Origin of the sequence: Collinsella sp. TM09-10AT (genome assembly GCF_003436275.1) — a bacterium.
Classification (GTDB): Bacteria; Actinomycetota; Coriobacteriia; order Coriobacteriales; family Coriobacteriaceae; genus Collinsella.
Genome location: NZ_QSOP01000021.1, coordinates 1 through 16,042, shown reverse-complemented (window position 1 = coordinate 16,042; position 16,042 = coordinate 1). Strand labels below are relative to the sequence as shown.

Sequence of the window (16,042 nt, the reverse complement as noted above, 5' to 3'; positions counted from 1 at the left end):
TCGTGGCGAAGGGAGAGCTTATGTTGCGCAGGAAAATCGCAGACGAGCTTAATCGTTGGCAGAGATCCATCGAACGAAAGGCGCTGTTCGTCACGGGTTCTCGCCAAATCGGCAAGAGCTACTCGATTCGCGAATTCGGTAAGTCAAACTACGCAGCCTATATCGAGCTCAATCTCGCGGAAAACCGCCAGGCAAGGGACGCTCTGCTCGAGGCGCGAGATGCCGATGATTTCATTAGCAGGGTGACGCTTCTTTCGGGAAAGCCGATTGCTCCGGGCGAGACCCTCGTGTTTATCGATGAGGTGCAGGAGGCACCGGACATCATGACGATGGCCAAGTTCCTTGTCGAGGACGGTCGTTGCCGCTGGGCGTTCTCGGGATCCATGCTCGGGACCCAATTCAAAGGCGTCAGGTCCTATCCCGTGGGGTATGTCCATGAACTCAAGATGTTTCCGCTGGATTTTGAGGAGTTCAGCTGGGCGATCGGGGTGAGCGAAGAGGCGCGGCGCTCGATTTGCGATGCGTGCCGCAACGAGACACCGGTTCCTGGTTATATTCACGACGCAATGATGGCAAACTTCAGGACCTATATCGTCGTCGGCGGTATGCCGGAAGTCGTGCAGCGATTCCTCGACACGCAGGGTGATTTTGCATCCGTCCGCCAGCTCCAGTCCGAGCTGAACGGGCAATACCGTCGGGATATCTCAAAATACGCGAACGGGCGCGCACTTCAGGTGCAGAGCATCTTCGACCAACTGCCCGTCATGCTGGAGGGCGAGAACAAGCGTTTCGTGCTCAACTCCATAGATCCCAAGGCGCATTACGAGAAATACCAGCGAGATTTTGTCTGGCTTGTCGATGCCGGCGTCGCTCTCAAGACCGACATCGTGACCGAGCCCAAGTCCCCACTGCTTAAGACAGCGCGACCGTCCCAGTTCAAGCTGTACCAGTCCGATATCGGGATGCTGATGGCCCGTTATCCTATCGGGGTCGCCCAGGCGGCGTACCTCGACAGCAAGGAGCCCAACCTCGGCGGCGTGTACGAAAACGCAGTGGCTCAGCAGCTGGCTGCCCAGGGAAGGGGGCTGTATTACTACCAGACCAAGAAACGGGGCGAGGTCGATTTCGTGATCGACGGCCCGGATGGAACGGCCGTGCCCATCGAGGTTAAATCGGGGACGTATTACCATGCGCACGCCGCGTTGGGCCATGTGCTTGAAACGGCCGAGTATGGCGTAAAGCGCGGGATTGTTTTCTCGAGAGGCAACGTTGAGCGCGACGGCGCCGTTCTCTATCTGCCTCTGTATGCGACTTGGACCCTTTCGGATGTTTTGGGCGACTTCCGTGCCGAGGGGATAAAGCTGGAGGTCAAACCTGTCTAGGGTCAGTTCCGAATGCGACAAAGGGACAGTCCCTCCCGCCGAGCGTGGATTTTCTCCCGTTTTAAGCGCGCTTGAACGCTCAAAGTGGGAGATGATCCACGCTGGGTGTATACCGATGGCGCGGCCCGTGCACTCGCGAACCTACAGCTGCTCGAGCATGGCGGTGCAGCCGGCGAGCACATCGCGGTAGGTGGCATCGAAATTGCCGGTGTACCAAGGGTCGGCCACGTCGCCGGGGCGATTGGTCCAATCGAGCAGGCGAGAGATCTTGCCCTCGGGGTCCTTGCTAAAGATGCGCTGCAAGCCGCGGGTGTTCTCGTTATCCATATAGACCATGTGGTCCCAGTCGCCATACTCCGCGCGGCGCACCTGACGAGCGCGATGCGCGACGACGGGAATCCCGACCTCGCGCAGCTTGGCAACGGTGCCATGATGCGGCGGGTTGCCGATCTCCTCGGTCGACGTCGCGGCGGAGTCGATGGCAAACTCACCCTCGCGTCCGGCGCGGCGCACCAACTCGGTAAACACCGATTCAGCCATCGTCGAGCGGCAGATATTTCCATGACAGATAAACAGTACACGTTGCATATGCGGTTTCCTTTCGATCGCCATCATCGAGCTCGAGTATCGCATCTACGCCTATGCCCTCGCCCGCCTGCGCTCCCAGCGAGCCAACTTGATCGTCACCAGCGTGAGCATCCAGGCCACAAGCGAGAACGCGGCGCCCACTGCGCCCACGTACGCAATGCCAATGCTGCTTACCACGGCGCCGCCCACTGCGGTGCCAAACGAAATACCGACGTTAAACGCCATGGGCTCAACCGAACTTGCGAGTACCATCGACTTGGGATGGCGGCTGCGTGCCACGTCCATAAAGTGCGTGATGCACGACACCGAGAACAGGTACATGAGCAGCGCCAAGCTAAAGACAAAGGCCAGCGCGAGCGGCATGGTGCCGCCTACGGCAAACAGCCCGAGTAACGCCGCAGCCTGCAGCACAAACGTCACAAGCAGCGCCTTCATGCCAAAGCGCGCATCGATCCATCCGCCCAGGATGTTCGAGATCAGGCAGAACACGCCGTAGGCCATGAGCGTGGTACTGGCTTCGACCGTGCCCATGCCCAGCACCTGCTCCAGATAAGGCGTCACGTAACCGTAGAAAACGTAGACCGACCCCACGCCAAACAAGAAGATGAGCATGCCGGTGATGATGCTCGGCTCGCGCAGCAGCCCCGCCTGCTCGCGGAAGGTGGCAGGCTCGTCGGTCTGCCCGGCGCGCGGCATAAACGCCACGAGCGCTCCGCAGATCAGAACGGCAAAGGTCAGCGTGCCGTACATGGCCACGTGCCAATCGAGCGTGTCGGCCACAAACTTGCCGATCGAAGTGACAAAGACCATCGCCACGGAAAACGCACCGTACACCACCGAGATGGCAAGCGAAGTTTGCTGCGGGGATAGCAGCTCAGGGATGTACGTCACGCCCACGGCGAGCAGTGCGCCCGAGACGGAGCCCAGGACAATGCGCGAGATAAAGAGCACCTGGAAGTTGGGCGCCAACGCCATGACCAGGTTGCCGAGCACAAAGACGATGCTGTAGCACACGAGCAGCTGGTAGCGGCGGAATCGCCCCGTGCTGAGCGCAAGCACCGGCGTAGCGATAGCGTAGACGAGCGCGAACACGCTGATGAGCTGGCCCGCGGTGGCAAGCGAGATGCCGAGTTCCGTTGCCAAGTCGCTTTCGATGCCGATGACCACGAACTCGGAGCAGCCGAGCGAGAATCCCAACAGCACGAGCAGCGCCAGGCAGAGCTTGGTGCGCGCGGGGGAGAGCGCGGCGGCGGTTGGCTTACTTTTAGGCGTGGTTGCGGCGGTCAAGGTTGTCACTCCAATGTCGCATGAATAAGCGGGATTCAATCCCTGCAACTCTAACAGAATGTGACAAAGGGGCAGTCCCTTTGTCACATGGAGGGCTTGCCTGTATAGTCGCAATACAGGCGAAGATGGTCTCAGGTACATCGCGGGCGGCAGGAGATCCCATGGGTATGCACACGACAAAGGTTGCAGTGGGCGAGGGCAAGTTTGCGCTCGAGGCCCAGCTGACGGTGACGCCGCGAGGCATGGCGGTGTACGCCTGCTCGCCGGAGTTTGCGCACCTGGGCGCCACGGCGCAGGCCATTCCGCGCCCCGAGCCCGGCCGTACGGCAACGGTGAGCATCCTGGCCGTTCCGTGCCATCGAGACGAGATCCCGGCGCACGATATCGCGGCGGCGCTGGCCACGCGCTTTGGCGTGCCGGTAGTTGCAAGCACGGGTTTTCATGTTGAACAAGCGAGCGGTGACGACCTGCAGCGCGTGCTCGACACCACCAAGGAGCTCATCGCCGCGCTCGAGGAAGCCGCAGCCCGCATTCTGCGCGCCGGCTGGGATGAGGGCGGCGCGGGCGCCGAGGTCGTGGCGGTCGATGCTGCGACCGGCGAGGCGCTTGGCCCCGTCGACCGCATCGAGGCCCATACTGGTGAGGGCATCCTGCATCAGGCATTTCTGACGCTTTTGGTCGAGGGCCAGGGCGAAGACGCGCGCCTGCTGCTCTGTCGTCGCAGTCCGCTCAAGCACCTGTGGGGCGGGGTGCTGGCCGATAGCTGCGCCGGCCATCCGCTCCCCGGGGAAGACGTCGCGGCCGCCACGGCGCGCCGCATCAACGAAGAGCTTGGCATTATGCGCGATCCCGATCAGCTCAAGCACCTCGGACACGTGGTGTACCGCGAGGACCACGGCGACGGCCGCTGCGAGTGCGAATGGTGTGAGGTCTTCGCGGCCCATGTCCATCCGGGCGAGCTGCATATCAACCAAGAGGAGATCTCGGAGGTGCGTCGCGTGGCGCCCTCCGAGCTCAAAGGCTACCTGCAAGGCCATCCCGAGCAGCTGGCTCCCTGGCTCCGTGAGGCTCTCGGCGACCCATCCATTCGCACGGTCCTCGCTATGTAAAAAAGACAGTCCCTTTGTCACATCCAAACCCTCACAACATTCGGCAAAAATCTCGAAAACGAGGAAAAGTGTCGAATGTTGTGACGGTTTTTGTCCAGAGGGGCGCTTCTCATCCAAAAAATCTCGCTTGACTGTATTGCCGCAACACAGCGCAACGTAAGGGGTGTCCGATAACGGGCGCCCCTTTTTAAGCGGCAACGTGGCTGCGAATCCGGAGCGCCCCCAACAAGAAAGGTGGGGAGATGGAAGCGGAAAAGAAGGCGTTTAAGATCACCAAGCGCGAAATTGGCTTTGTGCTGGGTATCGTTGTCTTTTTGCTGGTGAAGTTTCTTCCTTTGGCGGAGCTGAGCTCGACGGTCGAGCTTACGGCCGGCGGTCAGACCTGTCTGGCGTTGACGCTTGCCACGGTGGTGTTCTGGGCGTGTGGCGTGGCACAGCCGGGCTTTGTGGGCCTGCTCTATTGCGCGCTGCTCGTTCTGTTTAAGGTGTGCGTGGACGACACGGGCGCCGCGAGCGTCTCGGCGACGGTCGCCTCCACGTTTAGCTCGTGGACCAAGGCCACCATGTGGCTCGTTATCGGCGCCTACCTCATCGCCAGCGCGGTCAAGGAGTCGGGCCTGGGCGAGCGTATCGCCTATGCGTTCATGCTCAAGTTCGTGCGCGACGCCAAGTCGCTCATCATCTCGATCTTCGCGCTCACTTTTGTGCTGTCGCTGCTGATCCCGCATCCGTTCCCCCGCGCCTTCCTCATTCTCGCCGTCGTCTCGGTCATTGCCGAGTCCGCCGGCTACGGTGACGACGACAAGGGCAAGCTCGGCTTCCTCGTGTTTGCCGCTGCCGCCCCGGGTTCCATGTTCTTCCTGACGGGCGACTCCACGCTTAACCCACTCGTTGCGCAGTACAGTGCCGAGGCCGGCGGCATGAGCCCGTCCTTCGTCGACTGGTTCCTGTACATGAGCGTGCCTATGCTGGTTGCGCTGCTGTGCACCCTGTTCCTGGGCCTTTTCCTCTTTAAGCCCAGCAAGGAGCTCGTCTACGATCGCGAGCAGATCGTGGCCAAGCAGGCCGCGCTCGGCAAGCTCTCCGTCAAGGAGATCCGCACCATCGTGTGGCTTGTCATCGCCATCGCGCTGTGGCTCACCGTCTCGGGCGACTATATCGGCTGGGTCACCCTGGCCATTGGCGTTGCTCTCGCCATGCCCATCATCGGCGAAGTCCTCACTCCCGCCAGCTGGAACGCTGTCGACATCAAGTCCCTCATGTTCCTGACGGCCGCCATGGCCGTGGGTTCCGTGGGCGGTGCCACCGGCATGAACGCCTGGATCGCCGATGTCGTGCTTCCCAGCTCCGTGCCCGAGAACATCTTCCTGTTCGCCCTGCTCGTCGCCGCGCTTTCCATGATCATCCACATGTTCATGGGCTCGGTCATGGCCGTGCTCGGCGTGTGCGTGCCGGCGTTCATCAGCTTTGCGGCCGGCTCCAGCGTGAGCCCGCTCGCCGTGGCGCTCATCGTCTTTACGTCCATCAACATCCACTACATCCTGCCGTTCCATAACCTGCCGATCCTTATCGGCGAGGGCAAGGACGCTGGCGGCTACACCTCCAAAGAGGCTATGCGCATGGGCATTCCCCTCACTGCGGTCGTCTTTATCGTCGTGCTGGTCGAGGCCGCCTGGTTCCACCTCTTTGGCCTGATGTAAGCAGTCGAGTGCTTGGCTGTAATTAGCCGAGTGCTTGAACTGCGAGTGCCCGAGCGCCCCATCTATGAGCGCTGCGGCCCCATTACGTTACCAAGCCGGCGGCACTCCCGCCGCCGGACACTCTCCCGAAAGGAGCACGCTATGTCCACTACCGATGCTTCCCAGATCCACGATCTGCGCTCCGCGCTCGACTTTTTGCGCGAGATGCCGGGCCAGCTGCTCGAGACCGACACCCAGGTCGACGCGGACGCCGAGGTCTCGGGCGTCTATCGTCGCGTCGGTGCCGGCGGCACCGTTATGCGTCCGACCAAAGAGGGCCCGGCGATGGTCTTCAACAACGTCAAGGGCTTTGACGATGCCAAGGTCTGCATCGGCATGCTTGCCAGCCGCAAGCGCGTTGCCGCCCTGCTCGACCTCGACGAGGAGCACCTGGGCCTCGAGATCGGCAAGCGCTTCGAGAACCTGATCGCGCCCGAGCAGATCGCCGAGGGTGCGCACGTCGACTGCCAAGAGGTCGTGTACAAGGCGACCGACGAGGGCTTTGACCTGCGCAAGATCGTTCCCGCTCCCACCAACACGCCCGTCGACGGCGGCCCCTACATCACCATGGGCCTCGCTTATGGCACGAGCCCCGACGGCTCCCAGTCCGACGTGACCATCCACCGCTTCTCCTGCGTCGACAAGGACAAGCTCGCCATGTGGATCACTCCGGGCAGCCGTCACCTTGGCGCGTTCTTTGACGAGTACTGCCAGCGCGGCGAAGACATGCCCATCTCCATCTCCATCGGTCTGGACCCCGCCGTGTACATGTGCTGTGGCTTCGAGGCGCCCACCACGCCGCTCGGCTTTAACGAGCTGCAGATCGCCGGCGCCCTGCGCGGCCACGCCGTCGAGCTTGCCGACTGCGTCACCGTTCCGCAGAAGTGCATCGCCAATGCCGAGTATGTGCTCGAGGGCTACCTCATGCACGACGAGACCATCAACGAGGACGTCAACGGCCACGGCTACGCCATGCCCGAGTTCCCCGGCTACACCGGTGGCGCCAAGGTCTGCCCGGTGATCAAGATCACCGCCGTCACCACGCGCGTCAATCCCATCATGGAGAGCTGCATCGGTCCCTCGCACGAGCACGTGTCCATGGCCGGCATCCCCACCGAGGCATCCATCTACAAGATGGTCGAGACCGCCATCCCGGGCCGCCTGCTCAACGTCCACGCTGCCCCCTGCGGCGGCGGCAAGTTCGTTGCCATCATGCAGTTCAAGAAGTCGAGCAAAAATGACGAGGGCCGTCAGCGCAACGCCGCCATGCTCGCCTTCTCGGCATTCTCCGAGCTCAAGCACGTCATCCTTGTTGACGAGGATGTCGATATCTTCGATATGAGCGACGTGATGTGGGCCATGACCACGCGCTTCCAGGCCGACGTGGACCTCATCACCATCCCCGGTTGCCACTGCCACGTGCTCGATCCGTCCAACGACCCCGCGTTCGACCCCACGATCCGCGAGCACGGCATCGCCTGCAAGGCCATCTTCGACTGCACGGTCCCGTTCGACCTCAAGAAGAACTTCATTCGCTCGCAGTTCATGGAGATCGACACAGACAAGTGGGCCAAGGAGATTGCTTTCTAGTAAGTAGCCCTACCAAGTAGTTAAGGAGCCGTCATGCCTGAGTCTTCTGTCCGTCCCCGTCGCATTGTCGTTGGCGTGTCTGGCGCCAGCGGTGCCGCGCTGGGTCTTGAGTGCCTCAAATGCCTGCGCCAGGCAGGTGCCGAGTCGGCGCTTGTCGTCACGCGCGGGGGAGAGATCACCATCGAGCAGGAGCTCGGCATGACGCTCGACGAGTTTGCCACGCATGCCGATGTGGTCTACGACAACAAGAACATCGGCGCCGCCATCGCAAGCGGCACCTATCCGGTCGACGGCATGATCGTGGCCCCGTGCTCCATGAAGACGCTCGCCGGCATCGCGAGCGGCTACAGCGACAATCTGTTGCTGCGTGCGGCCGACGTGCAGATGAAAGAGCAGCGCCGCCTGGTGCTCATGGTGCGCGAGACGCCCTTCAGCGCCATTCATGTCGACAACATGGCGCGCCTTGCGCGCGTACCGGGCGTCATGCTCATGCCGCCCATGCTCACGTTTTACAACGGCCCCGCCACGCTCGATGACGCGGTGCACCACATCGCCGCCAAGGCGCTCGAGGCCGTCGGCGTGTCATGCGCAAACTATAAGCGCTGGTCATAGGCGTCTTTAGGGTAGGATACGAGTAGTGTTTGAGCCCGATGCCCCTGTGGGCGGCGGGCTTTGTGCGCAAAAAGGATGTGTCGGGAGGACCTATGCAGACGGGCATGTATGCGATTAGCGAGATGGCGAGTTTGTTTAACGTTTCGCGCCAAACGCTCATCTACTACGACAAGATCGGCCTGTTTAAGCCCGCCGTGGTTAACGAAAAAGGCTACCGTTTCTATTCGCCCACGCAGATCCCGCTCATGCGTCTGATCTGCATGCTGCGCGACCTGGGGCTCGAACTCGACGAGATCGACCGTCTGACCTCGACGTTCGACATTGGCGAGATGACCGATCACCTGCGCTCACGGGTGCAGGCGCTCGACGAGCAGATCGCCGAGCTCAAAGCCGAGCGTGCGAGCGTGCAGGAGCGTCTGAGCTTTTACGACGAGGCAGTTTACTGGCGCGAGCGGGAGGGCAAGCCGGAGCTCAAGCAGTTTGAGCGTCGCTACGTGGTCTTTGAGGAGTTTCCGGGCGATATCGAGCGTGGCCGCTCGATGCTGCACCCCACGCTCATGCGGGCGATTCTGCGCATGCGTACGCTGACGGGCACGCGTCCCATGCGCGGCTGGGGCGCCATGCTGCGTCGCGAGGCGCTGCATTCCGACGACCCCATCGCCGGCGCCGGCTCCTTTGCCGTGCTACCGCGCGGTGCCGAGGAGTTGCTGCCGAGCGACGCTGCCGAGCTGGCAGAGATCGGCATCGAAGTGCTGCCCGAGGGCACATACCTGTGCATGAGCCGCTGGGGCATGCCGTACGAGCCCGAGGGCATCCGCGCCGTCGTGGCCTGCATGGACAAGCACGCGCTCCAGCCCATCGGCAACGCTTTCGACTTTTGCTACCTCGATACCACGAGCTACGACGAGTCCCACCAAGAGGACTTCTGCTGCATCCAAATCCCCGTCGCCCTCTAGATGTGACAAGGGGACTGCTCCTTCGTCACATTCGTGGTGTGGCTGCTGCCCAAACCGTCACAACATTCGATGAAAATCTCGAAAACGAGGAAAAGCGTCGAATGTTGTGACGCTTTTCCTGTCTGTGCCGGCGAGCTCCCGTGCCATCTGGGGGTATAAGGCTGGCAAGTGTTTATTTGCGAGGCTTAAGGGGCGCCCCGTATGGATATCGATAACTTTGAATGGTGGTATAGCGAGGGCGAGGCTCCGGACGAGGAGTGGGACGAGCCCGCGCCGCGTGACGTGTCGAGCGACGAGGACGAGGCCGGCAACGATGCTGCTGTCGAGCCTGACGCCGCCTCCGATGCCGCCGAGCCTCTGACCTTTGAGCAGGCTTGGGCCCAGGCCGATGCCGACGAGGCAAAGGCCGATGCCACGACCACACTCGGTGAGCCGGCGGACATGTCCATCTCGCCGGCCAAGATCCCGCAGCCGCGCCATAACATCGACCCCGGCAGTACGGCATCCTTCAGCATTCTCGACGTGCCCTCGCAGGGTGCCCAAGCACCCGCGCCCACACGTCGCCCCGACCTGGCTCGCGAGGAGGACGCGGGCCGTCGCTCTCCGCTCGGCCCCATCCTCATCGCCTTCATGGCCGGCGTTATCGCATGCTCGGTAATTGGAAACGTCTGGAGCCATGTTGAACAACAACGAAAAGACGCCGCCAAGGTCGAGATGTCCGTCGAACAATCGCTCGGCCGCACGCGCTCGGTGCATGTATCGGTCGAGGTCAAGGACGGCGCGACGTGGGACACCGCGCGCGGCGACAGCCAGATGCTCGTCCATATCGTGGGTCGCACGCTCAAGGGGCAAGCGATCGACGAGTACCAATACGTCAATTCCGAAGGTGACGGCATCGAGCTCAAGCCCGGCGACTACGAGCTCACGGTCGATGAGCCGCCCGTCGCCACCGACGGCACGCGTTACCGTGCCTCAAAGCGCATGGTTCCGGTGAGTTTTAATTCACAGGCGCCCGATACGGTCGATAGCACGCCGCAGGGCGGGTTTGACCTTTACGCTATTGCTCAATAACTGCACCTGTCGCTCAACCCCGCCGCCAAGAGTGGGACAATAGCCCTCGACACCGTTGTTTACTATTGGAGGAAGTAGCATGTCCACCGTCATTACCATCAAGCGCGGCGGCCTCACCGCGGCCATCGATTCCATGGGTGCCCAGCTCACGAGCCTTGCCCTCAACGGCAACGAGTATCTGTGGCAGGGCGACCCCGCCTTTTGGGGCAAGCATGCGCCCATCCTGTTCCCCATTGTGGGCTCGCTGCGCAACAACACGGCGACGTCTGCGGCCGGCACCTGCGAGATGCCGCGCCACGGACTCGCGCGCATCGTCGAACACAAGCTGGTCGAGGTTTCGGAGGACGGCTCCTCGGTAACGTACGAGATCACCGACACGCCCGAGTCGCTCAAGGCGTTCCCGTTCCACTTTAAGCTCAGCATGACCTATGCCTTGACCGGCGACGCCACCCTCACGCAGACCTTTGCCGTCACCAATACCGGCGACGTGGACCTGCCGTTCTCGGTAGGCGGTCACCCTGCATTTAACGTGCCCGCCCCCGGTGCCGAAGACGAGGCGTTCGAGGATTACGAGCTGGCGTTTACCGAGGCTTGGACTAACGAGGCCCCCATCATCACGCCCGACGGTCTTATGACGTTCGAGGGTAGCTACAAGGCCCCCGATAACTCGGACGTGCTGCCCATCACGCACCGCAGCTTCGATAACGACGCCATCATGTTCACCGATACTCCGGGCTCCACGCTCACACTGCGCGGCCGCAAGTCGGGCCACGGCGTCAAGATCGACTTTGAGGGTTTTAAGTACATCGGCGTGTGGTCTGCCGCCAACGATGCTCCGTTTGTGGCGCTCGAGCCCTGGACCGGTCATACCACCATGGACACCGAGGACGATGTCTTTGAGCACAAGGTCAACACCATCACGCTGGCGCCGGGCGAGACGGACGTCCGCAGCTTTAGCGTCACCTTGCTCTAGAGGTTCCGCCGTTCTGACGAACGGCGGACCGGTCGACGCTGCGCACCACCCAGAGCGACAATTTGTCATTCAAAAGGCAAGGCATGACCAGAAGGTCTATGCCTTGCCTTTTTCATGCCAAGTGGTGCATGGGGGGACAGGTTGCTTTGCGCCAATCGTCCTCGTGTGTCTATTAATTTTTCGCGCACATGCCGCGCTGCTGGTTGCGGGCGTATATCCTGTCTTATTGTCAGCAAAACGAAATTGGGAAGGCACCAGATGCAATCTCGACAACAGCGCGACATGCAGGCCCAGCCGGTATGCAGCCGTCGCATCTTTTTGGGTAGCGCTCTCGCTGCGAGCGCTTCTGTCGTCGCCGGCGCACTTGCCGGCTGCCAGCGTCCCTCCACGCTGGAAGTAGTTCAGTCCACGACGGGCGGCGGTCGCGACGACCTGTCCGATTCTGTGATCGGCAAGGATAAGATCCGCATTGGCATGGAGGCGGCCTACGCCCCGTACAACTGGCAGGTTTCCGAGGCCAGCGAGTTCACGATCCCCATCGATAACGTGCAGGGAGCCTACGCCGATGGCTACGACGTGCAGATCGCCAAGATCGTCTGCAAGGCTCTCGGCGGCGAGCCCGTTGCCGTCAAGCAGAGCTTCTCGGGCCTTATCGACTCGCTCAACAACGGCCAGATTGACCTCATCATCGCCGGCATGAGCGCCACGCCCGAGCGCGAGGAGTCCGTCGGCTTTTCCGACCCGTACTTCATTGGCTACTTTGGCCTGTTCGTAAAAGAGGGCTCGCCCTACCAAAACGCCACCAAGCTCGGCGACTTCAGCGGTGCCACGGTGCTCGGCCAAAAGGACACCATGCTCGATACCGTCATCGACGAGATTCCGGACGTTGTGCACAAGAACCCGGTCGATTCGGTCCCCACGGTGTTCTCGAATCTGCTGCAGGGCACTTGTGACGCTGTGACCTACAACACCGAAAACGAGAAGGGCTATATGGCCCAAAACCCGGGCATCGTGCCCATTCGCTTTGCCGAGGGCGAGGGCTTTAAGCAGGAGGTCACGGCAAATGTCGGTTGCCGCAAGGGCTCGGACAAACTGCTTAAGCTCATCGACAAGACACTCAAGGGCATTAGCCAAGAGGAGCGCGACCAAATGTGGGACGCGTGCCTCGACCGTCAGCCGGCATAGGGAGGCAGCATGAAAGGCATCAATCGTCTGGCCTCCTTTATCAAGGCCGACCACCGTTATGTGTACCTGGGCACGAGCGTTATCGCGGCGCTCGGTCTGGCGTTTAGCCAGCGCAACCCAACGCCGCTGAGCTTCTTGGCGCCCACGGGCGTGTTCCAAGACTGCCTCTGGGTAATCCTTTGGGCCTGGCTCGTCGTGTCGGCGGCGGCGCTCGTCACCAAGCTCATACACTGGAACGACTATCGCGAAACGTCGCCGTTTGCATCTGAGCGTTGCCGTCGCGGCGCGCGCCTGGGCAGCTATGTCGTGGTTGCCATCGCGGCGATCTTCTTTATCGACCGCTGCGTCATGTCGTTTGTCGACCTGGTGCAGGTGAGCATTGTCTCGGACTCCAATCCCAGCGACTTTCTGTCGAGCTTGGTCTACATGACCTACAAGAGCGGCGACTTCTTTATCCGCGGTATCGAGATCACCATCGCGCTTGCCACCCTCGGCACGGTCATCGCCTTCTTCTTGGCGCTGCTCTTTGTGTTCTTGCGCACCCAGACCTTCGATCGCGTCGACAACGACCTGGTGCGCTTCTTTAAGAGCATTGGCCGAGGCTTTGCGACCGTCTATTCCACCGTCGTGCGCGGCACGCCCATGATGGTCCAGGGCCTGCTCATCTATTACGCGGGCTTTACCGTTCTGCGCGGCATGGGCTTCGAGACCGCCCAGGCCAACCAGATCTGGAGTACCTTCACCGCCGGCCTCGTCACCATCTCGCTCAACTCTACCGCCTACATGATGGAGGTCCTGCGCGGCGGCATCGAGTCCATCGATCCCGGCCAGGCCGAGGCAGCGCGCTCGCTGGGCCTGTCGCAGTGGCAGGCTATGCGCAAGGTCGTGTTCCCTCAGGGTATTAAAAACGCGATCCCGGCGCTCACCAACGAGCTCATCATCAACATCAAGGACTCGTCGGTGCTCTCGGTCATCGGCGTGTTCGACCTCATGTACGCCACCACCACCGTCGCCGGCGTGTACTACCGCCAGATGGAGGTCTACTGCGTGGCGCTCGTGGTCTACCTGATCCTGACGTTCGTGGCAGGCCGCCTGCTCGAGGCCTTTGGCAAAAAGCTCGGCGCCGAGGCTCCTGCCACGCTGCCCAGCTCTAACTAGGCTTAAGACGAGGAGAATCATCATGGCAGATACCGCCACTACCGGCACCGCGGCCGCCGCACAAACTAAAGAGTCACTCATCCGCGTCGAGGGCCTGCGCAAGAGCTTCGGCTCGCTCGAGGTGCTCAAGGGTATCGACTTGTCCGTCAATCCCGGCGAGGTCGTCACCATCATCGGTGCTTCGGGTTCGGGCAAATCGACCTTTCTGCGCTGCCTCAACCTGCTCGAGACCCCGGACGCGGGCCACATCTGGTTCCACGGCCAGGACCTTACGGCCGAGCGCTGCAATATCAATAAACTCCGCGAGGACATCGGCATGGTGTTCCAGGGCTTTAACCTGTTCAACAACATGGATGTGCTCGACAACTGCACGCTCGCGCCCGTCACGCTCAAAAAGATGAGCAAGGCCGAGGCCGAGAAGGTCGCGATGGAGCATCTGGCGAGTGTGGGACTCGAAAAGTTCGCGCACGCCGCCGTGGGTCGCCTGTCCGGTGGCCAAAAGCAGCGCGTGGCCATCGCTCGTGCCCTGTGCATGAATCCGCAGATCATGCTGTTTGACGAGCCGACCTCAGCGCTCGACCCCGAGATCGTGGGCGAGGTGCTCGAGGTCATGCGCAAGCTCGCGGCCGACGGCATGACCATGGTCGTCGTCACGCACGAGATGGCCTTTGCCCGCACGGTGTCCGACCGCGTGGTCTTTATGGACAAGGGCGTGGTGCTCGAGGATGCCGCGCCGGCCGAGCTCTTCGGCAACCCCAAACACCAGCGCACTCGTGAGTTCCTCTCTCGCTATCTCGAGGACAAATAACCGACCGCAAACGCTTACGTTGCAGGGCCGCTCCCGTGGGGCGGCCTTTGTCGTCACAATCGAAAGGATGTCATGGCCGAGGTTTGGCGCTTCTTTGCGCATGAGGACGATTTTGCCGATATAGACGAGGCCGGCGCGTGCGAGCGCTTGGGCCGCGTGCTGTCGTTTCCGACCATTTCGAGCATGGATGCCGAGGCGGTGGATTGGCAGCCCTTCGGCGACCTGCGCGCGTATATGCAGCAGGCCTGGCCGCACGTATTTGCGGCGGGCGAGGTCGAGCTTGTCGGCCGTTCGCTGTTGGTGACGCTTGGCGGTTCCGACTCCGCCCTCAAACCCGTCATGCTCATGGGCCACATGGACGTGGTCCCCGTGGTGCCGGGTACCGAGGCCGACTGGACGCACGCCCCCTTTAGCGGACAGGTGGACGACACCTACATTTGGGGTCGCGGTGCTATCGACATGAAGGATCAGGTCGCAGGCATTCTCGAGGCGGTTGAGTATGCGTTGGCGCACGGCTGGGAGCACAAGCGTTCGCTGTTGCTCGCCTTTGGCCAGGACGAGGAAACCACGCAGTACGGCGCTGGAGCTATCGGCCGCGTGCTCGAGGAGCGCGGTGTTGAACTTGAATATCTGATCGACGAGGGTGACTACCGTATTGTTTCGGCTGCCGAGTACAACGCGGGCGAGGGTTGGCTCATGCACGCCGACCTGGCTGAGAAGGGTTATGCCGACATTGTGCTCAAGACAAAGAGCGCGGGTGGGCATTCTTCCAACCCCTACGGCGGCACGTCGCTCGAGGTGTTGAGCCGTGCCATCACCGCAATCTGCGATATCGAGTGGCCGACGCGCGTCACGGACCTGCTTGCCGCACAGCTCGTCGAGCTGGAGCTCTACACGGCCGACGAGATTGCTTCCAACAAGGACGCCATCGTGCGCGAGTGCCTCGCCAGCAAGAAGCTCTATCCGCTCGTGACCACCACCTGTGCACCGACCCAAATCGAGGGCGGTAGCACCGGTGCTAACGTGATGCCGCAGGATATGTGGGCCAATATCAATTTCCGCATGCTCGAGGGCACGAGTGTGGCCGATGTCGTGGCCTGCTGCCGCGTCGCCGTTGCCGAGGCGGGGCTCGCCGACCGTGTCGAGATCGAGCTCGGTCCTGGCAGCTCCGAACCCTCGCCGTCTCCGCGCATCGGCGGACCGGGACTCGAGACCGTCCGCGCCATCGCCGCCCGCTATTTCCGTGATCCAGAGGGGACGGAGGAAAACGGATCATCAGCGGCGGGCGGAGCTCCTATCGGTATCGTTCCCTCGACCGTGATTGGCGCGACCGATGCTGCCAACTACCAGCGCATTTGCCCCGAGTGCATTCGCTTCTCGGCCTTTGTGGTAGACGATGACGAGTGCGAGCGCGGTGTCCACGGCACCAACGAGCGCATCACCCGCCGCGCCTACCTCCAGGGCGTACGCTTTTTCATCGCTCTGCTTCAAACGCTCTAGAATGTGACAAAGCGACAGTCCCTTTGTTAGCCGTTGGGTGTTCCTATAGTTTTGTCAACCGTCGGGGCTACTCCCGGTAGGGCA

14 protein-coding genes are annotated in these 16,042 nt (G+C 61.7%); 12 read left to right on the top strand and 2 right to left on the bottom strand.

Going from position 1 to position 16,042, the window contains the following annotated elements:
- The first annotated feature begins 2 nt into the window (after positions 1-2).
- Positions 3-1,382, top strand: a complete 1,380-nt coding sequence (locus DXD77_RS08465; protein WP_199407906.1) for an ATP-binding protein — start codon at positions 3-5, stop codon at positions 1,380-1,382.
- Between the two features lie 141 nt (positions 1,383-1,523).
- Here the strand turns inward: DXD77_RS08465 and DXD77_RS08460 are convergent, their stop codons facing one another.
- The gene (locus DXD77_RS08460) at positions 1,524-1,970 is read right to left on the bottom strand and encodes a low molecular weight protein-tyrosine-phosphatase (protein ID WP_199407907.1); all 447 of its coding nucleotides are present in this window, start codon (positions 1,968-1,970) and stop codon (positions 1,524-1,526) included.
- Positions 1,971-2,021: 51 nt separating this feature from the next.
- The gene (locus DXD77_RS08455) at positions 2,022-3,266 is read right to left on the bottom strand and encodes an MFS transporter (RefSeq protein WP_233506780.1); all 1,245 of its coding nucleotides are present in this window, start codon (positions 3,264-3,266) and stop codon (positions 2,022-2,024) included.
- Between the two features lie 158 nt (positions 3,267-3,424).
- Here DXD77_RS08455 and idi point away from each other — a divergent pair, with 158 nt between their 5' ends.
- The 11 genes from idi to DXD77_RS08400 all read left to right on the top strand — a co-directional run bounded on the left by idi (position 3,425) and on the right by DXD77_RS08400 (position 15,958).
- A complete protein-coding gene (idi, locus tag DXD77_RS08450; protein ID WP_158549122.1) occupies positions 3,425-4,366 on the top strand; it encodes an isopentenyl-diphosphate Delta-isomerase in 942 nt (313 codons plus the stop codon).
- A 242-nt stretch (positions 4,367-4,608) separates the two neighbouring features.
- Positions 4,609-6,066, top strand: coding sequence for an SLC13 family permease (locus DXD77_RS08445; protein ID WP_199409026.1), 1,458 nt, complete (start codon positions 4,609-4,611; stop codon positions 6,064-6,066).
- 141 nt (positions 6,067-6,207) lie between these two features.
- The gene (locus DXD77_RS08440) at positions 6,208-7,695 is read left to right on the top strand and encodes a UbiD family decarboxylase (protein WP_117648415.1); all 1,488 of its coding nucleotides are present in this window, start codon (positions 6,208-6,210) and stop codon (positions 7,693-7,695) included.
- A 33-nt stretch (positions 7,696-7,728) separates the two neighbouring features.
- Positions 7,729-8,307 (top strand): UbiX family flavin prenyltransferase, encoded by a 579-nt coding sequence (locus tag DXD77_RS08435; RefSeq protein ID WP_055252424.1) that lies wholly within the window; start codon positions 7,729-7,731, stop codon positions 8,305-8,307.
- 92 nt (positions 8,308-8,399) lie between these two features.
- Positions 8,400-9,263, top strand: coding sequence for a MerR family transcriptional regulator (locus DXD77_RS08430; RefSeq protein ID WP_158549121.1), 864 nt, complete (start codon positions 8,400-8,402; stop codon positions 9,261-9,263).
- 201 nt (positions 9,264-9,464) lie between these two features.
- Entirely contained in the window at positions 9,465-10,334 is an 870-nt protein-coding gene (locus DXD77_RS08425) for a hypothetical protein (RefSeq protein ID WP_117648413.1), read from the top strand.
- Between the two features lie 79 nt (positions 10,335-10,413).
- Positions 10,414-11,307, top strand: a complete 894-nt coding sequence (locus tag DXD77_RS08420; protein WP_117648412.1) for an aldose 1-epimerase family protein — start codon at positions 10,414-10,416, stop codon at positions 11,305-11,307.
- Positions 11,308-11,565: 258 nt separating this feature from the next.
- Positions 11,566-12,492, top strand: coding sequence for a transporter substrate-binding domain-containing protein (locus DXD77_RS08415; protein ID WP_117648411.1), 927 nt, complete (start codon positions 11,566-11,568; stop codon positions 12,490-12,492).
- Positions 12,493-12,501: 9 nt separating this feature from the next.
- Complete coding sequence (locus DXD77_RS08410) at positions 12,502-13,650, top strand: amino acid ABC transporter permease (RefSeq protein WP_117648410.1); 1,149 nt, start codon at positions 12,502-12,504, stop codon at positions 13,648-13,650.
- 22 nt (positions 13,651-13,672) lie between these two features.
- Complete coding sequence (locus DXD77_RS08405) at positions 13,673-14,458, top strand: amino acid ABC transporter ATP-binding protein (protein ID WP_117564372.1); 786 nt, start codon at positions 13,673-13,675, stop codon at positions 14,456-14,458.
- 72 nt (positions 14,459-14,530) lie between these two features.
- Entirely contained in the window at positions 14,531-15,958 is a 1,428-nt protein-coding gene (locus DXD77_RS08400) for a M20/M25/M40 family metallo-hydrolase (RefSeq protein WP_117564373.1), read from the top strand.
- Positions 15,959-16,042: the final 84 nt, after the last annotated feature.

Coding starts and splice junctions, on each gene's coding strand:
- DXD77_RS08425 (WP_117648413.1), top strand. CDS start 9,465: ATGGATATCGATAACTTTGAATGGTGGTATAGCGAGGGCGAGGCTCCG.
- DXD77_RS08460 (WP_199407907.1), bottom strand. CDS start 1,970: ATGCAACGTGTACTGTTTATCTGTCATGGAAATATCTGCCGCTCGACG.
- DXD77_RS08445 (WP_199409026.1), top strand. CDS start 4,609: ATGGAAGCGGAAAAGAAGGCGTTTAAGATCACCAAGCGCGAAATTGGC.
- DXD77_RS08415 (WP_117648411.1), top strand. CDS start 11,566: ATGCAATCTCGACAACAGCGCGACATGCAGGCCCAGCCGGTATGCAGC.
- DXD77_RS08435 (WP_055252424.1), top strand. CDS start 7,729: ATGCCTGAGTCTTCTGTCCGTCCCCGTCGCATTGTCGTTGGCGTGTCT.
- idi (WP_158549122.1), top strand. CDS start 3,425: ATGCACACGACAAAGGTTGCAGTGGGCGAGGGCAAGTTTGCGCTCGAG.
- DXD77_RS08440 (WP_117648415.1), top strand. CDS start 6,208: ATGTCCACTACCGATGCTTCCCAGATCCACGATCTGCGCTCCGCGCTC.
- DXD77_RS08405 (WP_117564372.1), top strand. CDS start 13,673: ATGGCAGATACCGCCACTACCGGCACCGCGGCCGCCGCACAAACTAAA.
- DXD77_RS08410 (WP_117648410.1), top strand. CDS start 12,502: ATGAAAGGCATCAATCGTCTGGCCTCCTTTATCAAGGCCGACCACCGT.
- DXD77_RS08420 (WP_117648412.1), top strand. CDS start 10,414: ATGTCCACCGTCATTACCATCAAGCGCGGCGGCCTCACCGCGGCCATC.
- DXD77_RS08430 (WP_158549121.1), top strand. CDS start 8,400: ATGCAGACGGGCATGTATGCGATTAGCGAGATGGCGAGTTTGTTTAAC.
- DXD77_RS08400 (WP_117564373.1), top strand. CDS start 14,531: ATGGCCGAGGTTTGGCGCTTCTTTGCGCATGAGGACGATTTTGCCGAT.